Source organism: Oceanobacillus sp. B139/18 (assembly GCF_055524595.1).
In genome coordinates this window covers 1-17,476 of the sequence record NZ_JBVFXI010000010.1, presented here as the reverse complement: position 1 = coordinate 17,476, position 17,476 = coordinate 1, and the positions used below count along the sequence as shown (strand labels likewise).

The following is a 17,476-nucleotide window of genomic DNA, read 5'->3' as shown; positions in this document are numbered from 1 at the left end:
AAAAATGAATGTAACTTGATGAAATCTCCTTTATCGAGTTACATTTAAAGTCAAAAATGAAAACGCTTTAATTAACGAGGTTAAATGAAATGATGACGGGTGGATGACATCGAAGCAGAAAAGGTTGAAAAACAAAACTAGACTTGCTTACACTTATTTCAGTCATCCATCGTACGCTTCTTCGGATTGTAGCAAAGCTAACGATGAAATACTGCCAAAATCAGCCTTTTTAAAATCTGAAAGTTTGTTTAAACATCATAAACAATGGGGGAGTTACCATGAAAAAGATTTTATTAAGGTTAAAGAATGTCGGTCCAGGCGCTATTGTAGCAGCTGCTATTATCGGGCCGGGAACGATAACAACAGCCAGTCAGGTTGGTGCCCAATTCGGTTTTATCTTGATTTGGTCCTTGCTGTTCTCCGTTATTGCTACCATGGTCTTGCAGGAAATGACCACCCGCTTAGGAATTGTTACAAGAAAAGATTTGGGCACAGCTTTTAGAGAACAGTTTGAAAATCCTTTATTAAGGGTGTTGACAATCATATTAGTTGTCGCTGCTATTGGAGTCGGCAACGCAGCTTATGAGACAGGCAATATCGTCGGCGGTGCCATCGGTCTGACCACCTTAACAGGTTTCCCTATCCAGACATGGGGCGTAATTATCGGTATTTCAGCCGGGTTGCTGCTCTGGTTTGGCACATACAAAATACTTGAAAAAGTTTTCATTGTATTAATTGGTTTAATGGTACTCAGTTTTTTAATTACGGCAATTGTAGTTAAACCTGATTTATCGGCTATTTTTGAAGGTGCATTTATACCGACAATTCCGGATGGCTCTATTATCCTTGTGATTTCCTTAATCGGTACAACGATTGTTCCGTATACGCTTTTTTTGCAGTCAGCAACGGTTCAGGAGCGGTGGAAGGATAAAAGCGGGATAGGGGAAAGCCGGTTCGACATTGTTATATCGCTGATTGTGGTCGGTATTGTTACGGCCTCGATTGTAATCACTGCCGCAATGGCTTTTCCTCTTGGCACAACAATTGATAATCCAGCTGAAATGGCTATTCAATTAGAGCCGCTGCTTGGTTCTTGGGCAAAATATGTATTCTCGATTGGTATTTTTGCTGCAGGTGTTACATCAACGATGACGGCGCCACTAGGAGCAGCCTATGCTATTTCAGGAGTTTTTGGCTGGGACAGGAATTTAAAATCCATGAAATTCAGAGCCATTTGGATGGTTATTATTTTAATTGGAATCATTTTTTCAGGTTTGGGATACAGTCCGATTGAAATTATTGTGTTTTCTCAATATGCAAATGGCTTAATTTTGCCTGTTATCGTTCTATTTTTGTTGTTTGTCATGAACAACCGCCGAATGCTGGCCGAGAACGTCAACAAGCTATGGATAAATATTGCAGGCTGGGTTGTATTTGCCATTACGGTACTTTTGGCTTTATTATCATTTAATATAATAGGTTAGCTGGAGGAATCGCTATGCAAAATATCATCTTTCAGCCGTTAGGAGATACAGGGATACGGGTACAGTTTTGCGAACAGGTTTCCTCCCGGCTAAATAAAAAGATCAGGAGCTTTTGCCTTCTGCTAAAAAAAGAGCGTATTAAAGGTATTGTAGAATGGGTTCCTGCCTATGATTCCGTTTCTGTCTATTATTTGCCGGACCAGCTTACGTATCATGCAATCTGTGAAGAATTATCCACTTTATCCAGTTATGCATCACGGGATAAAGTGGAGCAGAGGAATCGGATATTTATTCCAACTTTGTACGGCGGGGAAGCTGGTTCTGATTTAGACCATGTCGCCGTTTCTAATCAATTAACAAAAGAAGAAGTGATTGAGAATCATTCAGGTACAGATTATCTTATTTATATGATGGGATTTCTGCCGGGCTTTCCTTATATGGGCGGACTGTCTAAATCCATTTGCACACCGCGGCTGGAAAGCCCGAGATTACATGTGCCGGCAGGATCGGTAGGAATCGCCGGGGAGCAAACGGTGATATACTCATTACAGTCCCCGGGCGGTGCAAATATTATAGGACGTACACCTGTCACCTTGTTTGATTCTTCCCAAGAGAATCCATTTTTATTTCAGGCAGGAGATAAAATCCGCTTTGTTTCGATTACGGAAGAGGAGTATGAAGCAATAGAACAAGCGGTAAAGGACGGCAGCTATAAAGTGAGAAAGGAAGTGTTCCATGATGAAACAAAGAAGCATTGATTTAAACAGTGACTTGGGGGAGAGTTTTGGAGCTTATACGATAGGTCTTGATAACGAAATTTTGGAGGTAGTCACCTCTGCAAACATTGCTTGCGGCTTTCATGCCGGAGATTATAATGTTATGGGAAAAACCGTTAAAATGGCTAAAGAAAAGCAGGTAGGGGTTGGAGCCCATCCAGGCTTTCCAGATTTGATTGGTTTTGGCAGAAGAGCCATTCAAGTGGATCCAGATGAAGTTTTTCATTTAACAGCTTACCAAATTGGTGCTTTAAAGGCCTTTTGTAATATTCATGAGGTGCCTATGCAGCATGTGAAACCGCATGGAGCTTTGTTCAATATGGCAGCGAAAGACCGGGAGATTGCTGAAGCAATTGCGAAGGCGACAGCTCAAGTAGATGAACAATTAATTCTCTTTGGGTCATCAGGAAGTGAATTGATTCGTGCGGGAAAAAAATACGGATTAAAAACAGCCTCAGAAGTATTTGCTGACAGAACGTATCAATCGGATGGCTCGTTGACAGCTCGAACAGAAAAAAATGCAATGATTACAGAGGTAGAAAAAGCAATTGAACAAGTACGCAGTATGGTTTTTGAAGGAAAAGTCACCTCCGTTGATGGAGAGGAAGTCCAGGTGGAAGCCGACACCATCTGCGTCCATGGAGATGGACAGCATGCCCTTCTGTTTGCAAAGGAATTGCGGCAGCGTTTGGAACAAGAAGGGATTCGGATGAAACGTGTTGGAGAATAAAGCGGAGCAGCAGCCGCTTTTTAAAGTAATTAAACCGGGACTGTTAACAACCATCCAAGACTTGGGAAGAACCGGCTTTCAAAAATACGGGGTTGTTGTCTCCGGAGCAATGGATCCATTCGCTTTGCAGACAGCCAATCTCTTAGTGGGAAATAGAAGAGATGAGGCCTGTCTGGAAATAACCATGATGGGTCCGGAGCTGGTTGTATTATCGGAAGCAACGATAGCTATTTGTGGCGCAGATTTAAGTCCTATGATAAATGGCAAAGCCGCACCGATGTGGAAATCAATCCAGCTTAAAAAGGATGATTATGTGACGTTTGGCGCTCCTCAATCGGGGGTGCGGACTTATTTATCTGTTTCGGGCGGGTTTGACTCACCAGTAGTTATGGGTAGTAAATCAACTTACCAAAAAGCTGGAATTGGGAAGCACGTTGAAAAGAAAGATACGATTTTCGGTTATGCGGTGAATGGAAAAGCAGGAGTTGGATTAATGCATACAGAAATCCCCAGGTACCGCAAGGAGGTAGAGCTTCGTGTCGTGAAAGGTCCACATATGGAGCGATTTACAAAGGAAGGAATAGATAACTTTTTCAATAACGTACATCTTGTTAGTCCGCAGGCAGACCGGATGGGGTATCGGCTTCAATCCAAGGCTATTGCTCATAAAAATGGAGCAGATATTTGGTCGGATGCCATTCCGTTTGGAGGTGTGCAAGTGCCGGTGAATGGCCAGCCAATCATATTGATGGCTGACCGGCAAACGACTGGAGGATATACGAGAATTGCTACAGTTATTTCTGTTGACCTTCCCAAAGTAGCTCAGCTTGTTCCGGGCGGCAAAATTTGTTTCCGGGAGGTAGATGTCGAAGAGGCACAAAAACTTTATAGGGAAAGAGAACAGTTTTTACTTCAAATAAAATATTTTTGCAGAGGTGATAGCAGTGTTAAAGGAAAGAATGGCTATTCGAAAAGGAGAGTGGACTAAACCCACAGCAGGGCTGGCTCCAACTCATGTACAGGCAAACCTGGTCATTGTTCCAAAGAAGCATGCGTATGACTTTCTCTTATTTTGTATGCGAAATCCGAAGTCTTGCCCATTGATTGAAGTGACGGATGCTGGCTCCTATACACCTGTAAGCTCTGCGCCGGATGCAGATATCAGAACGGATATTCCGAGATATCGAATTTTTAGACACGGGAAGCTGGCAGATGAAGTGATGGATATTACAGAAGAATGGCGTGAGGATTTTATCAGCTTTTTGATTGGATGCAGCTTTACCTTTGAAAATGCTTTAAGGGCGGCTGGAATTCCTTTGAGGCATATAGAAAACAAACAAAATGTTACGATGTATGAAACCAATGTGCCCTGTCATGGGGCAGGGGACTTTCAAGGGAATCTGGTGGTTTCCATGCGTCCGATTCGCGCAGATCATGTGCCCGCAGCTGTTCAAATCACATCGGCCTTCCCAACGATGCATGGCGCACCGGTACAGGTTGGTTATCCAGAGAAGCTGGGAATCAAAAACCTGCAGGCCCCTGAATATGGTGATCCTGTAGAAATAAAGGAAGATGAAATTCCAGTGTTTTGGGCGTGTGGTGTAACACCGCAGCTTGTAGCACTTCAAGCAAAAATTGAAATAATGATCACACATGCTCCAGGACATATGTTTATTACAGATTTGCTGGATTCTGAAATAGGAAGATGAGTTTGTAGAACGATTGAAGCTGCCAAAAGCGCCTAATCACTTTAAAGATTACGGCGCTTTGAATCATTTTGCTGGATTCATTGAACATATCTCTCATCAAAATATTCAATATCATCGATGTACCATTTATTATCTATTTTCATCATCGTAATATTGTCGTACAGCTCGTATTTGGAATCCTGATCAGGAATATCGGATGGCAAGGTGATACGAATCTCTGTGCCTACGATTTTATCGTCCTGTGTCAGCCAGGATGATACGCCTTTTCTTCTGGAAGCTTCAATTTGAGAATAGCGGAATCCGTCACCCGTATTTGTTAGAAAAAAAGTGATATTTTCAGGAGTTTCTTCATAATCCGGATTTCCTTCCATGCTGTTTCGGATTTGATAGGCAACTTTTCTGGAAAAATCACCTGAAAAATATTCGCCCAGCTGATCGTCAACTGTTTCGATGACCTCTTCCGGATCATCTGAATCAATAATAAGGTCGCCGTGATTTAATTCATGAATAAAGTCTTCCAGTACGTCCAGGCTTCCCACTTCTGCCTTGTCATGAGAATCAACGCAGCCAGATAATATAATAAAGATACATAAATATAGCACAGACCCAAAAATATTTCGCAAAGCGTTCCTTCCTTTCTGCCTTCCTTATCTGTCCTTTCCTAATCTTTCTAATTTTTCTCCATTTGAGTCATACTCGGTAATCCAATAGACATGATATTTATCCATTAACGTATCTAAGCTCTCTGCAAATTCTTTATTTTTATCAGCAATTGGCATGCTGTTTTCATTGAATTTCTCCAAAGCAATTTCTGTTTCTGATTCCGTACTGTCAGGGTTTAACTCATCAGCAAGCTCTTGGAATAATGCTAATAAATAAGACTCTCTGTCTAATAGTAATTCGTTTAAATCATTAACAGCACGATATTCCAAATCTGTCTGCTCCAGATAGTCAACACTTTTTGTTAAAACAGGCAATATATCGTTTTCGATAATAAGTAACATTTCTTCGGCATCCTCTGCCCAATTAAGAGAGGAGTATGTAGAACTATCTATCTCCCAGTTCTCCATCCAATGATTATAAAAGGCAATCAGTTCATCGCCTTTTTGACTTTTATTAAAACAGCCGGAAAGAAGCAGTATGCCAGCCAATCCAAAGAATAGCCAAACCCTTTTCAACAAAGCCACCTCCTTGCATTGCTAAGTAATAACAGCGCAATACAGAAACAAGATACAGCGTACCTTTTATGTACAAAAATAACGAATGTTTTCATGATGTAATAAATAATAATAAGAATATCGGAACAAGAAAAGAAACAACCACAGCACTGAGTGTCATAGATAAAGCACTGATGGCGCCTTCCATTTCACTGTCCTCTAATACTTTTGCCGTCCCTATTGCATGAGAAGCCGTTCCAATACTGAGTCCTTTAGCAATGGGATGCTCAATCCGGCAAATTTTTAAAATAACAGGCCCAAACATTGCTCCGCTGACACCAGCTAACATAACGAATACAGCAATTAGGGAAATATTCCCGCCTGCTGTGTCCGTAATACTGATCGCAATAGGAGCAGTTACAGATTTAGCAGCAACAGTCTGAATCAGCCAGTCATCAAAACCTAATAGCTTTGCTCCTGCTATTCCAGTAAAAACACCGGTCAGAGAACCGGCAAATATACCGATACCTATCGCACCTGCATATTTTTTGATTAAGTGAATTTCTCTGTATAAAGGAACAGCCAGAGAGACAACGATAGGACCGAGAAAAAGATCAATCCACTGCCCGCCAATCATATAGGTTTCATAAGAGATTCCTGTTAAGGATAAGAAAATGACCATACTTGCCGTACAAAGGAAAATAGGCATGGTAAATGGGCTTGGTTTCCTTCGATATATCCTCTTGGATAACCGGTACAGGATAAACGTTCCTGCAATTGCCGTTATCCCAATAAAGAAATTAGTCATAGGATTTCACCTCTTTTTTTAAGATGAAATTTGTTACAATCCCACTGACACCGATAACAATAAAGGTACTAACAATAACCAATAGAATGGTCAAGCTGCCTTTGCCATAAAAAAAGGTTAAGTACTGGATAATTCCAATGGTAACCGGGATAAAGAAAAATGGGATATCTTTTAAAAGAAAATCAACACCAGCCTGCATCCACGTTAAAGGAATTATTTTGAAAAATAACAGACTGAAAAGCAGCAGCATCCCAATAAGACTGCCGGGAATACTCAGGGAGAAGAAGCCTTGAATAAGCTGGCCAATAAAATTAAAAAGAAATAAAATACCAATTTGTAAAATCATTATGAAATACTTCACTATAAACCTCCGTTGTTATTCTCCATTTTGAACAGCCTTTAAAAAAGAAAAGATACTAATCATTTTATCAGAAAACGTGTCATTCGTTAAAGGGCGTTTTGAAAGCATATTTCCTTTCTTGAAAATCTTGATAATCTGGAACGCGACCCGTTGATGAAAAAAGATTTTTGTTGTCTGTCCCTTCTAAATAGAAAAAGTAGGATTGCATAAAAAAACAGCCCGGCAAAGCGCTGGCCAGGCTGTTTGTAATCTTAATATTATTACATGATCATCATTTTGTTAATCAATCATATTACTTTTCTTGCTCTTAAGATAGGCTTTATGAACACGCGGTGCAATCCATGGCCGGAAAGTATATCCTAACAGAATAAAGATAGCCGGGAAAATCGCCAGTATAAGGAATCGGTTGTAAACAACAGACCATACAATACCGCCGGTCGCTTCTCTTAGAATATCAATAGCATACGTGAACGGCAGGAATGGGTGAATAGCCTGGAAAAATTCCGGCGCTACTTGGATTGGAAACATTCCGCCGCCGCCTGATAATTGCAGAATCATAAAGATAATCGCAATCGCCTTTCCGACGTTTCCAAATAAGGAAACTAACGTGTATACGATAATCATAAACGCTAACGCAATCAAGACGCTAAAGAGTGTAAAGTAAACAGGGTGTGCCATATAAGCATCGAGTATAAAGATATTGCCGAGCGAAACAATGACCGCTTGTAAAATAGCTACAATCAAGAACAAGGTCATTCGGCCAAGATAAATATCTCTTAAGCTGAATTCTTCTCTATTTTTATCTTTTAGATCCGTTGTAATCAAATTACAAAGCAGTAATGCACCAACCCATATTGCCAGCACAGTGTAGAATGGTGTGTTGGCTGAACCGTAGTTCGGGATAGGGAATAATTTTTCTTCATCCAGTTGTACCGGACGGGAGAAATACTCTGTTTCATCACTCAAGTCATTCTGCAATGCAGCAATTAATTCCTCGATAATTTGATCGTCTTCCATCTGTTTTATCCGGTCATAGGCATTTTGAATATCCTCTTTGTATCCTGGCCAATCATCACGGATAAAGTCGGCCATTTCTCCAATAGCTTCCTGCGCTTCCGGTAAATTATCCTGCACAAGGGAATTCAAATTCTCATATTGGGCAATTAAATCATCCATATCGTTTGTAACAAAGCCGGCTAAATTATTTATTTCATCTTCTAAATGCGGCATATCATTCTGGAAAAAGCCGCTTGCCATATCCACACCATTTTTAAATTCAGGGAAGTGTTGATTTACAGTATCAGAGACATCACTGAATTGTTCTTCATAATATGGTAAGTTCTCATTTAAAAGGTTTAAATAATATTGGGAATCATTAACAACTGTTGCTGCTTCCGATAAATAATTAGAAGCTAAATCAGTATATTCCAATGCGGCACTTAACTTGGAATCTGCATCATTTAACCTATTTTCTAACGTAGTGAAAGCATTATTCACAAATGGTTCTAATGTGTCCTCGTTAAAGGTTTGTAACGTATTCAAATCATTTATGGCGTTATCCTTCACGTCTTCTAACTGGCTAAGGTCTAAATTTCCGTTTTCCAGAAAATCAATGACATTATTTAAATTAAAATCGCCGCTTTCAAGAGCCTCTTGAATGTTATCCAACTCCTCTTTATTCTCCGGAGTTTCTAATAAAGCAAGTGAGTTCTCCGTGCTTGTAATAGAGGATTGAAGCCCTTCAATACTGTCCTGAATCGCTTGAAGTTGCTCTTCTGCATACTCTGCCCGGTCAGGATTTTCCTTCATGGCAATCAATTCAGGCAGTTGCTGTATATTGCTTTTAGCAAGGTCTATATTTTGATCCAATACATTGGAAATTTCATCAAAAGCCTGCATCGTATCGTCATGAAGTTCATTAATGACTTGGTCGATTTCTTCATCACGCTGCTGCGTTTCCGGTGTATCTTCGGATTGCTCTGTTTCTTCTGCAGCATTATCGTTATTTTCTTCGCTTTCTTGTTCTGTGTTTTCTTCCGCGTCATTGCTGCTTTCTTCGTTATTCTCTTCGGTACCTTCTTCGGCATTGTCACTATTCTCATCGGTTTCTTCGTTCTCTTCATTTTGTGAGGTATCTGGAACAAATTCAGCATTTGCTAAATCTTCTTTGACCTCATCGAAAGAGGATTGGTAATCAGCTATTGCCTCATTTAACGTAGTTATATCTTCTTCCGTAAAATTATCCGCTTCTATTTTAGTAAGCATATCCTCTAATTCAGCAGAAAGTTCATTTCCTTGCTCTTTTGTTCCGTCAGCAGTACTGCTTAATTTATCTAAGGACTCATTTGATTCCAGACTGTCTGAATTACGAAGCTCTTCTAGCATTTCTTCCAGCTTACCTTGAGAATCACCAACTGAATCCTTTACGTTATTCACAAAATCAGGTGTTACGGATTCTTCTGTATTAAAATCAAAGGAAGGCAGTCCATTGATAATTTCCTCCGCTTCATTGATTCGGCTGTTGACAAGCTCTGATACTTCATCGGTTGCTTGTTCGGCCTCTTCTAACGTGTCCTGTGCATTATCAACCTGATTTTGATAGTCCTGAATTTGATTATTGATCTCTGGAATACGTTCTTGTACATCTGCTAGCGTATCGCCGGCAGTAATACTTGCTGCATAAGCATCCTCCAGTCCCTGATTAATCGCAGGGAAATATTGCTGGATAGAGCTGATTCGAGTTAAAGCATTTTCGATGTCAGGCATGGATTGATTTAATTCAACCACTGCATTTCCAAGCCGATTGATATCATCCAGATGAGACTGGGCAGTCAGAATCTGATCTCCGCCTTCCCGAATGTTCGACTCGTACTCCTGTAAGCTGTCTAATGTATCTGCATAGTTCTGAATCGTATCTTGATCTTCGTCTAACTGAACAATAAGGTCGCCTGCTTCATCAATATCATCAATGTGATCATGCAGATTATAAACAGCATCTCTTATTTTTTGCATGGTAGGCAGATTTTCTTCAAGCTCTATCCCTGCGTTATTAAATTCTTCCAGCAATGTTTTTGCCGTTGTCTGCACAAATTCATCATTAATGGTTTCTGTGATTTGTGTAGCTCCGGTGCTGGTCATTTTAGGAGCAATGGCATTGACCTTTTCATTCACTTTATATTGGACGATGGCGCTCCTTGGTTCTTCATTAAGTATACTGGCTACATCCTCCGAAAAGCTTTCAGGAATATGAATTGTGGCAAAGTATTCTCCTGTATATACCTTTTCATCTGCTTCTTCAATGGAATCATCGAACTGCCAGCCTAACGAATCATTTTCCTTTAAGTTTTCTATCAGTTCGTCTCCCATATTAATGGATTGGTCTTCCACTTCCGTCCCGGTATCATCACTGACTACGCCAATTTTGATTCCCTCTGTATTGGAGTAAGGGTCCCAGGATGCTTTTATATTAAACCAGGCATAAAAAGAAGGGAGGATGGCTAACCCAATAATTAAAATAAGAACAGAAGGAACCCGAATGATGTTTTTCATATCTTGTTTAGTAATTTTAAAAGCTTTTTTCAAAAAAATTCTCCTCTTTTCTCGATCGGGTAAATAAAAAATTATAAAATGTGTTATTATTTCAGAATCAATGCTAACATCTATAGTTGATATAAAAGAATAAATATGTTGTCTTCCTCTGGCGGTTGCACATAATAAATTCAATGTAGTTTCTCACCTATAGATTTTGGTTATGTGTCTTATTTTATGCTTTATACATACAGATTGAAGTATCCAATGGCTGCCAGAATCAGTACTTTTAATTTTTTAATGTTCATCTTTTACTAGAAGTATGGTATCATAAAAATAAATGAATGACAATCAGTCAGTTTTAAAATTTTCAAAAGGGGGCATAGTAGTGGCTAGAATATCAAATAAAAAAGAGCTTATTTTAGAGAGTGCCTATCAGATTTTTAAAGAAAAAGGGCTGGAAGATACGCGTGTCTCCCAGATTGTGAAAAAAGCCGGGATTGCTCAAGGAACATTTTATTTATACTATAACAGCAAAATGGATGTTCTCCCGGATTTAGCACAGCAAATCATCTCCAATTATACGCAATACCTTACAGAGCATGGAGATATAGAAGCTGGGCTGGATGCTAATTTACGCCTGGCAATAGATCGTATTTTTGAAGTGAACCAGGAAGATAGAACAATCCCTTCGATTGTTTACGCAGGGATTACCAGAAGCGGGGATATCGATAAGTGGAAGGTCATTTATCGTCCATTATATGATCTGATTGCTGACTATCTGAAGGCTGCAAAAGCAAATGGAGAAATCCGGGAAGATATCCATCCGGATTATTATAGTGAATTTGTAATATCTTTAATTGAATCTACGGCAAGAGGCTTGATTTTATTTCAGCATTCTCCGGAGGAAGTGGAAAAATATAAAGAAGAACTGTCATCCTTTATATTGAATGCTGTGTCTTGGACTCCGATAAAAGTAATTTAAATTAAAAAGACTTCGATTCTAGTATTTTTATAGAAGCGAAGTCCTTTTATTATTCATTCGTATGAACCTTCTTAGCTTAATAATACTTCCTTTTCTGCTTCTAATTGCAATGTGTCATTCATTTCCTTGTTTAAATCAGCAAATAAATCAGGGTGATCGGATAACGAAACACCGTATGATGGAATCATTTCCTTGATTTTCGGCTCCCATTTTGTGAAATGATGCGGGAAGCAGCGCTGAAGTACATCAAGCATGACATCAACAGAGACAGATGCTCCAGGGGAAGCGCCGAGTAAAGCCGCAATCGAACCATCTTCTGCAGTGATTACCTCGGTCCCGAATTGAAGGGTCCCTTTTCCGCCTGTATCGGTATCCTTAATAACCTGTACCCGCTGACCAGCAACTACAATATCCCATTCTCCGCTCTTGGCATTAGGAATGAATTCGCGTAAGTCTTCCATTCTTTTTTCATCTGACAGGAGCACCTGCTGAATAAGATATTTTGTCAGGGCCATTTCCTTCGCCCCGGCTGCCAGCATAGTGGTTAAATTATTTGGCTTGATAGATCCAAATAAATCCAAGTTTGAACCGGTTTTTAAAAACTTCGGTGAAAATCCAGCGAAAGGACCAAATAATAAGGAGCGTTTTCCGTTAATAAATCGAGTATCTAAATGCGGGACAGACATTGGCGGAGCACCGACTTTTGCTTTTCCATAAACCTTCGCGTGATGCTGTTCAACAACTTCCGGATTATTACAAACCATAAATAATCCGCTCACCGGGAATCCGCCAATATGCTTTGATTCCGGGATATTTGTTTTTTGTAATAAAGGCAGACTGCCGCCTCCAGCACCAATAAATACAAATCGTGCTTTATGATAAGAAACTTTGCCGTTGAATAGATTCTTAACTTTCACTTTCCATAATTGATCTTTCGTACGAGTAATCGATTCTACCTCATGCTTAAAGTAGAGCCGTGTCCCGCCTTGTTCCTCCAGTTGATCAAACAGTTTTCGCGTTAAGCTTCCAAAATTGATATCGGTACCTGACTCAATTTTGGAAGCGGCAATAGCCTCATTATCATTACGTCCATCCATCATAAGCGGAATCCATTCTTTTAACTTTTCTTCATCATCCGTAATCTCCATGCCTTCAAATAATGGATTATCCTTTAGAGCTTCTACACGTTTCTTTAGAAATTCCACATTTTTTTCGCCTTCTACAAAGCTTAAATGCGGTACGTTTTGAATAAAATCACCAGGGTTTTCTAATATACCCTGTTTCACCAGATAAGACCAATATTGTTTCGAAAGTTGAAATTGTTCATTTATTTTTATTGCTTTCGTAATATCAAGCGTGCCATCTGCCTGTTCCGGTGTATAGTTCATTTCGCATAGAGCCGAGTGTCCTGTGCCGGCATTATTCCATGCATCCGAACTTTCCCGCGCAGTCTGGTCAAGTTTTTCAAAAACATTAATCTGCCATTCCGGTTGCAGTGTTTTTAATAAGGAGCCAATCGTGGCACTCATGATTCCACCACCGATTAAAATGACATCTGTTTGATTCGTATCTTTCCTCATCATCGTCACAAACCTTCCTAAACTAAAATTCTTGCATGTATACTCTTACAAAATAGAATTCTCTAAAAATAACGGTCCAGCTGTTATTTAAATAAACAGTTACCCATATTAATCTATTATACTCCTTTTTGATAAAAGAAAAAAGATGTTTCACGTAATCGAATGATTATAAGTACAAATAAAGGGTGAAAAGGTCCTGCTAAAGGGGGAAGATGACTGCAAAAAAACTGCGAAAGCTGATCTATTTGCATCAGCGCCCGCAGTTTAAGATGACTTCTTCCGATAAAGGGGAAGCGTACAGCATCGGAAGGATCCTCCGGATTTAATAATTTCAGAAAAAGGAACTTCTATAATATGATAGCCAAGCTCTTTCAATAGATGATTCACCCGTTTATTTTCAGGAAGGCTGATTACTTTTTTATCTCCGATAGACAGGATGTTTGGCGCCATACTGAATTGTTCCTCTTTGGTTACTTCGATTAATGTATAATGCTCCTTCATCATTTGATAGGCAGCTTCACTCATTCCATCCCGGTAAATTAACGCCTGTGCGCCCTCCAGGATATTAAATACACAATCCAAATGAAGAATATCCTCCTGCAATGGAACAGCGGTAACCTCCAGATGAGGGAATTGCTCACAGAGATAATCGATTGCTGCCTGATTTGTGCGCTGGCTTAAGCCAATCCAAATACGATTGTTGTCAAGAATCACATCTCCGCCCTCTATACTTGTGTTGGAAAAAGAAGTATAGTCCAGTTGTTTGTCCCGAAGCCACTTTTTTAAAAGAATGGTTTCTTCCTTGCGAATATCCCGGTCCATATTAGCCGCGAATAATGTATCATGAAGTGTAAAACCAATGTCCCGGGTAAAAACTTGCTCATTTAAATTTGGCTTTGCCGGGAGGGAAATGACTTCGACATCGTTATCCTCCAGCGTTTTTACAAAGAAATCATGTTGTTCGGTTGCTTTTTTTATATCAATATTCTCGGTTGCATAATAAGCCTGTGTTTCATTAATAACCGTTGTAATTTTCATATAATCTGGCGGGACAACGATGACTTGCTGTAATGGGTCAAATTCATTTTGACAGTGAATGATATATTTTTCATTTTCCTTATTATCCATATAGACTGTGCCCCCAATTTTTCCTTAAGGTAACTTGTTTCTGTAAATTTATTATATGTATTAAATGATGAGGATGCAACGAACTTGGTGGGGCGAGTAATCGCAGCAATGATGTCAGAGTAATACGCCGCTGCGAAAAAACACTACGCTTTCCATGGGCTTGTGCTCAGCCTCCTCAAAAAAAGAAGTTCGCTTTTTTTCTACGGGTCTTCACCCTACGCTTTCCCATTCGAGCCTCTGTATTTTTCCTTCGCTAGATAGTTTTTTACTACCCATTTGTAACAAATATAATATTCAATAAACTCATTAACCTGACAACATTGGTAATCGCAGTCCCATACCAACACCAATGCTTAAAAACAAAATTGGTCATTCATACATTATCCGCGGCTTAACTAGCAGTAAAAACTTCATTGATATGTTTCAAGAATCTTTAAGAAATCATACCTTTAAGCAGATATCCTTAGGGTACTAACTTTTAAGCTGATGAGGCAGAAAAACGTTAGACTGAATAAAATATCGCTTTATCTTATTATGGCGCAGATTGCTAAAAAAATCCATCTATCGTATGTTATGATGAAAATGATAAATTTGTATCGGAAAGAGGATAATGGTTGGAAGATATACGGCACAGAAACAATCGATACAACCTTTGTTGATGGGAAGGCAATGAGATTAGCGATGCTTATACTGGGATGGAATACAGCGGTCAGGATATCGAACAGCTGGACGGAGAGTATGCCGATGCTATAAAAAAATTAGATTTCAGCTCGGTTGATGATACATTAACCGTAGCGTACTATACGGAAGAAGTGGGTTATGCCATTGCTGATATCATGATTGGAAATAATCCGCTCCAGCAATTAACTGTCGAAGTATTAGCAGATATGAAGGATTATTTGACGATTGAAGAATATATAGATCAATGGATGAGCACGGCAGAGGAATTAGGCTCCGTTGAAATAAATATTTTAGAACAAGAGGAAGATTATGCTATCTTTCCTTCTGGTATGACAGAGGCTACCCCGGAATTTGCAGAGCAATTTCAGGTCAGCAAGGTATATCTTGACGGCAAAGATATTTACACAATCGATTATACCCAACTGAATGACAGTGAAATCGATGATGAAGAAATAGATAGAAGGGTACAGATATTAAAGGAAATGGAGTAATATAAAATATGAAAATCTCCTCGTCACTACAGTACAGTGGATAACGGGGAGATTTTTTTAGATTTCCTTCTTTTTCTTTTTAGAGACTTTTTCATTCGGAATGTATTTTGAAAAGTGTACGGCAAAAATAAGGCATACTAATGCAAGCCCCCATGCAACAACGCCGCTCCAATACAGCTGCAATTTAGCTCCAATATAGATGATAAGAATACTTACTAAAAAAAGAATTAATGTTAAATACCGTTTCATCTTCCTTCCCCCTAAAAATCTGAACACAACGATATATATAATGATGGTTATTATCTAGTTTTTCTTTTCTATTTTAATCTATACCAACAGTATAAAGGATATGTCAATCATCGTCATGATAAAAGCCTTTTTAATATATGTATGCTGCTTTATTTCTGTAAATGATATTTGAACAATTTGTAAATTAATGAATAAAACCTTTTCTAAAGTATATTTTTCTGACCACTTTTGATAAAATAACCTGGTAGTAATGAAATATGAAGGAGAACAAGCATACATGGAATGGAAAAATGTATATCGTGGTTTAATTATGGGTTCCGTAGAGGTTGTTCCAGGAATAAGCGGGGGAACAATCGCTGTATTATTAGGCATTTATGAACAGTTAATTGCATCAATAAGCGGTTTTTTCAGTAAGGATTGGAAGAAGCATCTTAGCTTTTTAATTCCGTTAGGGGTTGGCATGGTTACAGCCATCTTCTTATTTGCCAGAGTGATTGATTGGCTGTTTACACATTACCCAACGCAAACACAATTTTTCTTTTTAGGACTGGTTATTGGAGTAATTCCGTTCTTATATCAAAAGGCAGAAGGGAAAACAAAGTTCCAGGCAAAACAGTATATATTGCTGATTATTGGGTTCATTGTTGTTAGCGGATTGGGAATTTTAAATCCGAATGAGGGACAGGTTATTCAAGATATTAATACAGATACGTATATCTTATTATTTATTGCGGGATTTATCGGCAGCAGTGTGATGATGGTGCCGGGAATTAGCGGATCTATGATAATGATGCTGCTTGGTGTATATCCAACGATAATGGCTGCCATCAGTAATTTTCAGTTTTCTGTTATCATTGTGGCAGGTGCGGGGATTGCACTTGGTTTTATTATTATGAGTAAAATTATTGCTTATTTTTTAAGAAATTATTTTACAAGTACCTACGCGATTATCATCGGGCTTGTTATCGGTGCCGTTACCATTGTTTTTCCGGGTATCCCGGCAGGCGCTGGAAGTATTATTGTGTGTATCCTTTTATTTATAGGCGGATTAATTGCAGCATTGGCATTGGGCAGATTAGAATATAAATAAAATGGAATGGGAGAGATGATGATGGAAGCAATTAAAACAGAAGCAGCATTTCAAGAAATTATTCAAAGTGAAAAACCGGTAATTATAAAATTCTTTGCAGACTGGTGTCCCGACTGTAAACGTATGGACATGTTCATCGGCGAGGTAATGGAAGAATTCAACGGCTATGACTGGTATGAGGTGAATAGTGATGAAGTGTCTGGATTAGCCGAGAAGTATGAAGTAATGGGCATTCCAAGCATTCTTTTATTCCAAAACGGTGAGAAGATCGCTCATCAGCATAGCGCGTATACCAAAACGCCGGATTCTGTTACAGATTTCTTGAAACAACATCTAGGCTAAAAGGCTTTGACAGCAGGCTTAGACCATGCTTGAATTAAACTGTTTCCCAAAAGGATTGAACGAATAGACAATTCTGCTTGATAAAGCAGAGTGATTTACGTAGGTAATTATTCATTCAGCTGTTTTGGGGACAGTTTTTTTGTATAATTAATTCGTATGCTTTAAATATAAAAAAGTGAAAAAATAACGTACGTTGGACACCCCGGTTAGAGGAAGTGTCATGTTTTCTTTAGAAAGGAGCACAGGCCATGCAGGAACGAATACTTATTGTTGAGGACGAACAAAAAATCAGCCGTGTTTTGCAATTAGAATTAGAATATGAAGGCTACGAAACAATCGTTGCAGCAGATGGCAAACAAGCGCTGGAATATATAGAA

18 protein-coding genes are annotated in these 17,476 nt (G+C 39.1%); 10 read left to right on the top strand and 8 right to left on the bottom strand.

The genetic code is table 11. From position 1 onward, the window contains the following. Positions 1-278 precede the first annotated feature (278 nt). The 5 genes from ACZSMY_RS20930 to ACZSMY_RS20910 are packed head-to-tail and all read left to right on the top strand — an operon-like array spanning position 279 to position 4,699. On the top strand, positions 279-1,484 hold the full coding sequence (locus tag ACZSMY_RS20930) for an Nramp family divalent metal transporter (RefSeq protein WP_368901111.1): 1,206 nt from the start codon (positions 279-281) through the stop codon (positions 1,482-1,484). A gap of 14 nt (positions 1,485-1,498) precedes the next feature. Beyond that, positions 1,499-2,242 carry a 5-oxoprolinase subunit PxpB gene (pxpB, locus tag ACZSMY_RS20925; RefSeq protein ID WP_193064410.1) on the top strand — a complete coding sequence of 248 codons (744 nt, stop codon included), beginning with the start codon at positions 1,499-1,501 and terminating at the stop codon, positions 2,240-2,242. After that, a complete protein-coding gene (locus ACZSMY_RS20920; protein WP_374705744.1) occupies positions 2,223-2,990 on the top strand; it encodes a 5-oxoprolinase subunit PxpA in 768 nt (255 codons plus the stop codon). Before pxpB ends, ACZSMY_RS20920 begins: the two co-directional genes overlap by 20 nt. Continuing rightward, positions 2,980-3,978 carry a 5-oxoprolinase subunit C family protein gene (locus tag ACZSMY_RS20915; protein ID WP_193064409.1) on the top strand — a complete coding sequence of 333 codons (999 nt, stop codon included), beginning with the start codon at positions 2,980-2,982 and terminating at the stop codon, positions 3,976-3,978. The genes ACZSMY_RS20920 and ACZSMY_RS20915 overlap by 11 nt, the downstream gene beginning before the upstream one ends. Next, a complete protein-coding gene (locus ACZSMY_RS20910; RefSeq protein WP_042536030.1) occupies positions 3,950-4,699 on the top strand; it encodes a putative hydro-lyase in 750 nt (249 codons plus the stop codon). Before ACZSMY_RS20915 ends, ACZSMY_RS20910 begins: the two co-directional genes overlap by 29 nt. Positions 4,700-4,776: 77 nt before the next feature. Here ACZSMY_RS20910 and ACZSMY_RS20905 read toward each other — a convergent pair whose 3' ends face one another. From ACZSMY_RS20905 to ACZSMY_RS20885, 5 genes are all read right to left on the bottom strand, one after another. Then, positions 4,777-5,322, bottom strand: coding sequence for a hypothetical protein (locus ACZSMY_RS20905; protein WP_212929097.1), 546 nt, complete (start codon positions 5,320-5,322; stop codon positions 4,777-4,779). A gap of 24 nt (positions 5,323-5,346) precedes the next feature. Then, entirely contained in the window at positions 5,347-5,877 is a 531-nt protein-coding gene (locus ACZSMY_RS20900) for a hypothetical protein (protein WP_368901110.1), read from the bottom strand. 91 nt (positions 5,878-5,968) lie between these two features. Then, positions 5,969-6,664 carry an LrgB family protein gene (locus ACZSMY_RS20895; protein WP_042532351.1) on the bottom strand — a complete coding sequence of 232 codons (696 nt, stop codon included), beginning with the start codon at positions 6,662-6,664 and terminating at the stop codon, positions 5,969-5,971. After that, entirely contained in the window at positions 6,657-7,025 is a 369-nt protein-coding gene (locus ACZSMY_RS20890; protein WP_042532353.1) for a CidA/LrgA family protein, read from the bottom strand. The genes ACZSMY_RS20895 and ACZSMY_RS20890 overlap by 8 nt, the downstream gene beginning before the upstream one ends. A 279-nt stretch (positions 7,026-7,304) precedes the next feature. Next, positions 7,305-10,607, bottom strand: a complete 3,303-nt coding sequence (locus tag ACZSMY_RS20885; protein WP_042532355.1) for a YhgE/Pip domain-containing protein — start codon at positions 10,605-10,607, stop codon at positions 7,305-7,307. A 334-nt stretch (positions 10,608-10,941) separates the two neighbouring features. Here ACZSMY_RS20885 and ACZSMY_RS20880 point away from each other — a divergent pair, with 334 nt between their 5' ends. Beyond that, the gene (locus ACZSMY_RS20880; RefSeq protein WP_052484989.1) at positions 10,942-11,538 is read left to right on the top strand and encodes a TetR/AcrR family transcriptional regulator; all 597 of its coding nucleotides are present in this window, start codon (positions 10,942-10,944) and stop codon (positions 11,536-11,538) included. A 71-nt stretch (positions 11,539-11,609) separates the two neighbouring features. Here the strand turns inward: ACZSMY_RS20880 and mqo are convergent, their stop codons facing one another. Beyond that, positions 11,610-13,118 carry a malate dehydrogenase (quinone) gene (gene mqo, locus ACZSMY_RS20875; RefSeq protein ID WP_193064441.1) on the bottom strand — a complete coding sequence of 503 codons (1,509 nt, stop codon included), beginning with the start codon at positions 13,116-13,118 and terminating at the stop codon, positions 11,610-11,612. Between the two features lie 264 nt (positions 13,119-13,382). Beyond that, positions 13,383-14,246, bottom strand: coding sequence for a dimethylarginine dimethylaminohydrolase family protein (locus tag ACZSMY_RS20870; protein WP_256705788.1), 864 nt, complete (start codon positions 14,244-14,246; stop codon positions 13,383-13,385). A gap of 695 nt (positions 14,247-14,941) precedes the next feature. Between ACZSMY_RS20870 and ACZSMY_RS20865 the strand changes: the two genes are divergently transcribed. After that, positions 14,942-15,418 carry a hypothetical protein gene (locus ACZSMY_RS20865; protein ID WP_455725248.1) on the top strand — a complete coding sequence of 159 codons (477 nt, stop codon included), beginning with the start codon at positions 14,942-14,944 and terminating at the stop codon, positions 15,416-15,418. A 57-nt stretch (positions 15,419-15,475) separates the two neighbouring features. Here the strand turns inward: ACZSMY_RS20865 and ACZSMY_RS20860 are convergent, their stop codons facing one another. Further along, positions 15,476-15,667 carry a hypothetical protein gene (locus ACZSMY_RS20860; protein ID WP_042532362.1) on the bottom strand — a complete coding sequence of 64 codons (192 nt, stop codon included), beginning with the start codon at positions 15,665-15,667 and terminating at the stop codon, positions 15,476-15,478. 277 nt (positions 15,668-15,944) lie between these two features. On the opposite strand from ACZSMY_RS20860, the gene ACZSMY_RS20855 reads away from it, so the two are divergent. From ACZSMY_RS20855 to ACZSMY_RS20845, 3 genes are all read left to right on the top strand, one after another. Further along, on the top strand, positions 15,945-16,757 hold the full coding sequence (locus ACZSMY_RS20855) for a DUF368 domain-containing protein (RefSeq protein WP_042532364.1): 813 nt from the start codon (positions 15,945-15,947) through the stop codon (positions 16,755-16,757). 21 nt (positions 16,758-16,778) lie between these two features. Then, positions 16,779-17,099, top strand: coding sequence for a thioredoxin family protein (locus ACZSMY_RS20850; protein WP_042532366.1), 321 nt, complete (start codon positions 16,779-16,781; stop codon positions 17,097-17,099). A 248-nt stretch (positions 17,100-17,347) separates the two neighbouring features. Then, a partial coding sequence (locus tag ACZSMY_RS20845) for a response regulator (RefSeq protein ID WP_465148271.1) occupies positions 17,348-17,476 on the top strand: 129 nt, incomplete at its 3' end.

Bases quoted from the DNA above. Each gene is read 5' to 3' on its own strand.
- ACZSMY_RS20930 (WP_368901111.1), top strand. From the start codon at position 279: ATGAAAAAGATTTTATTAAGGTTAAAGAATGTCGGTCCAGGCGCTATT.
- pxpB (WP_193064410.1), top strand. From the start codon at position 1,499: ATGCAAAATATCATCTTTCAGCCGTTAGGAGATACAGGGATACGGGTA.
- ACZSMY_RS20920 (WP_374705744.1), top strand. From the start codon at position 2,223: ATGAAACAAAGAAGCATTGATTTAAACAGTGACTTGGGGGAGAGTTTT.
- ACZSMY_RS20910 (WP_042536030.1), top strand. From the start codon at position 3,950: ATGGCTATTCGAAAAGGAGAGTGGACTAAACCCACAGCAGGGCTGGCT.
- ACZSMY_RS20895 (WP_042532351.1), bottom strand. From the start codon at position 6,664: ATGACTAATTTCTTTATTGGGATAACGGCAATTGCAGGAACGTTTATC.
- mqo (WP_193064441.1), bottom strand. From the start codon at position 13,118: ATGAGGAAAGATACGAATCAAACAGATGTCATTTTAATCGGTGGTGGA.
- ACZSMY_RS20870 (WP_256705788.1), bottom strand. From the start codon at position 14,246: ATGGATAATAAGGAAAATGAAAAATATATCATTCACTGTCAAAATGAA.
- ACZSMY_RS20865 (WP_455725248.1), top strand. From the start codon at position 14,942: ATGGAATACAGCGGTCAGGATATCGAACAGCTGGACGGAGAGTATGCC.
- ACZSMY_RS20860 (WP_042532362.1), bottom strand. From the start codon at position 15,667: ATGAAACGGTATTTAACATTAATTCTTTTTTTAGTAAGTATTCTTATC.
- ACZSMY_RS20855 (WP_042532364.1), top strand. From the start codon at position 15,945: ATGGAATGGAAAAATGTATATCGTGGTTTAATTATGGGTTCCGTAGAG.
- ACZSMY_RS20850 (WP_042532366.1), top strand. From the start codon at position 16,779: ATGGAAGCAATTAAAACAGAAGCAGCATTTCAAGAAATTATTCAAAGT.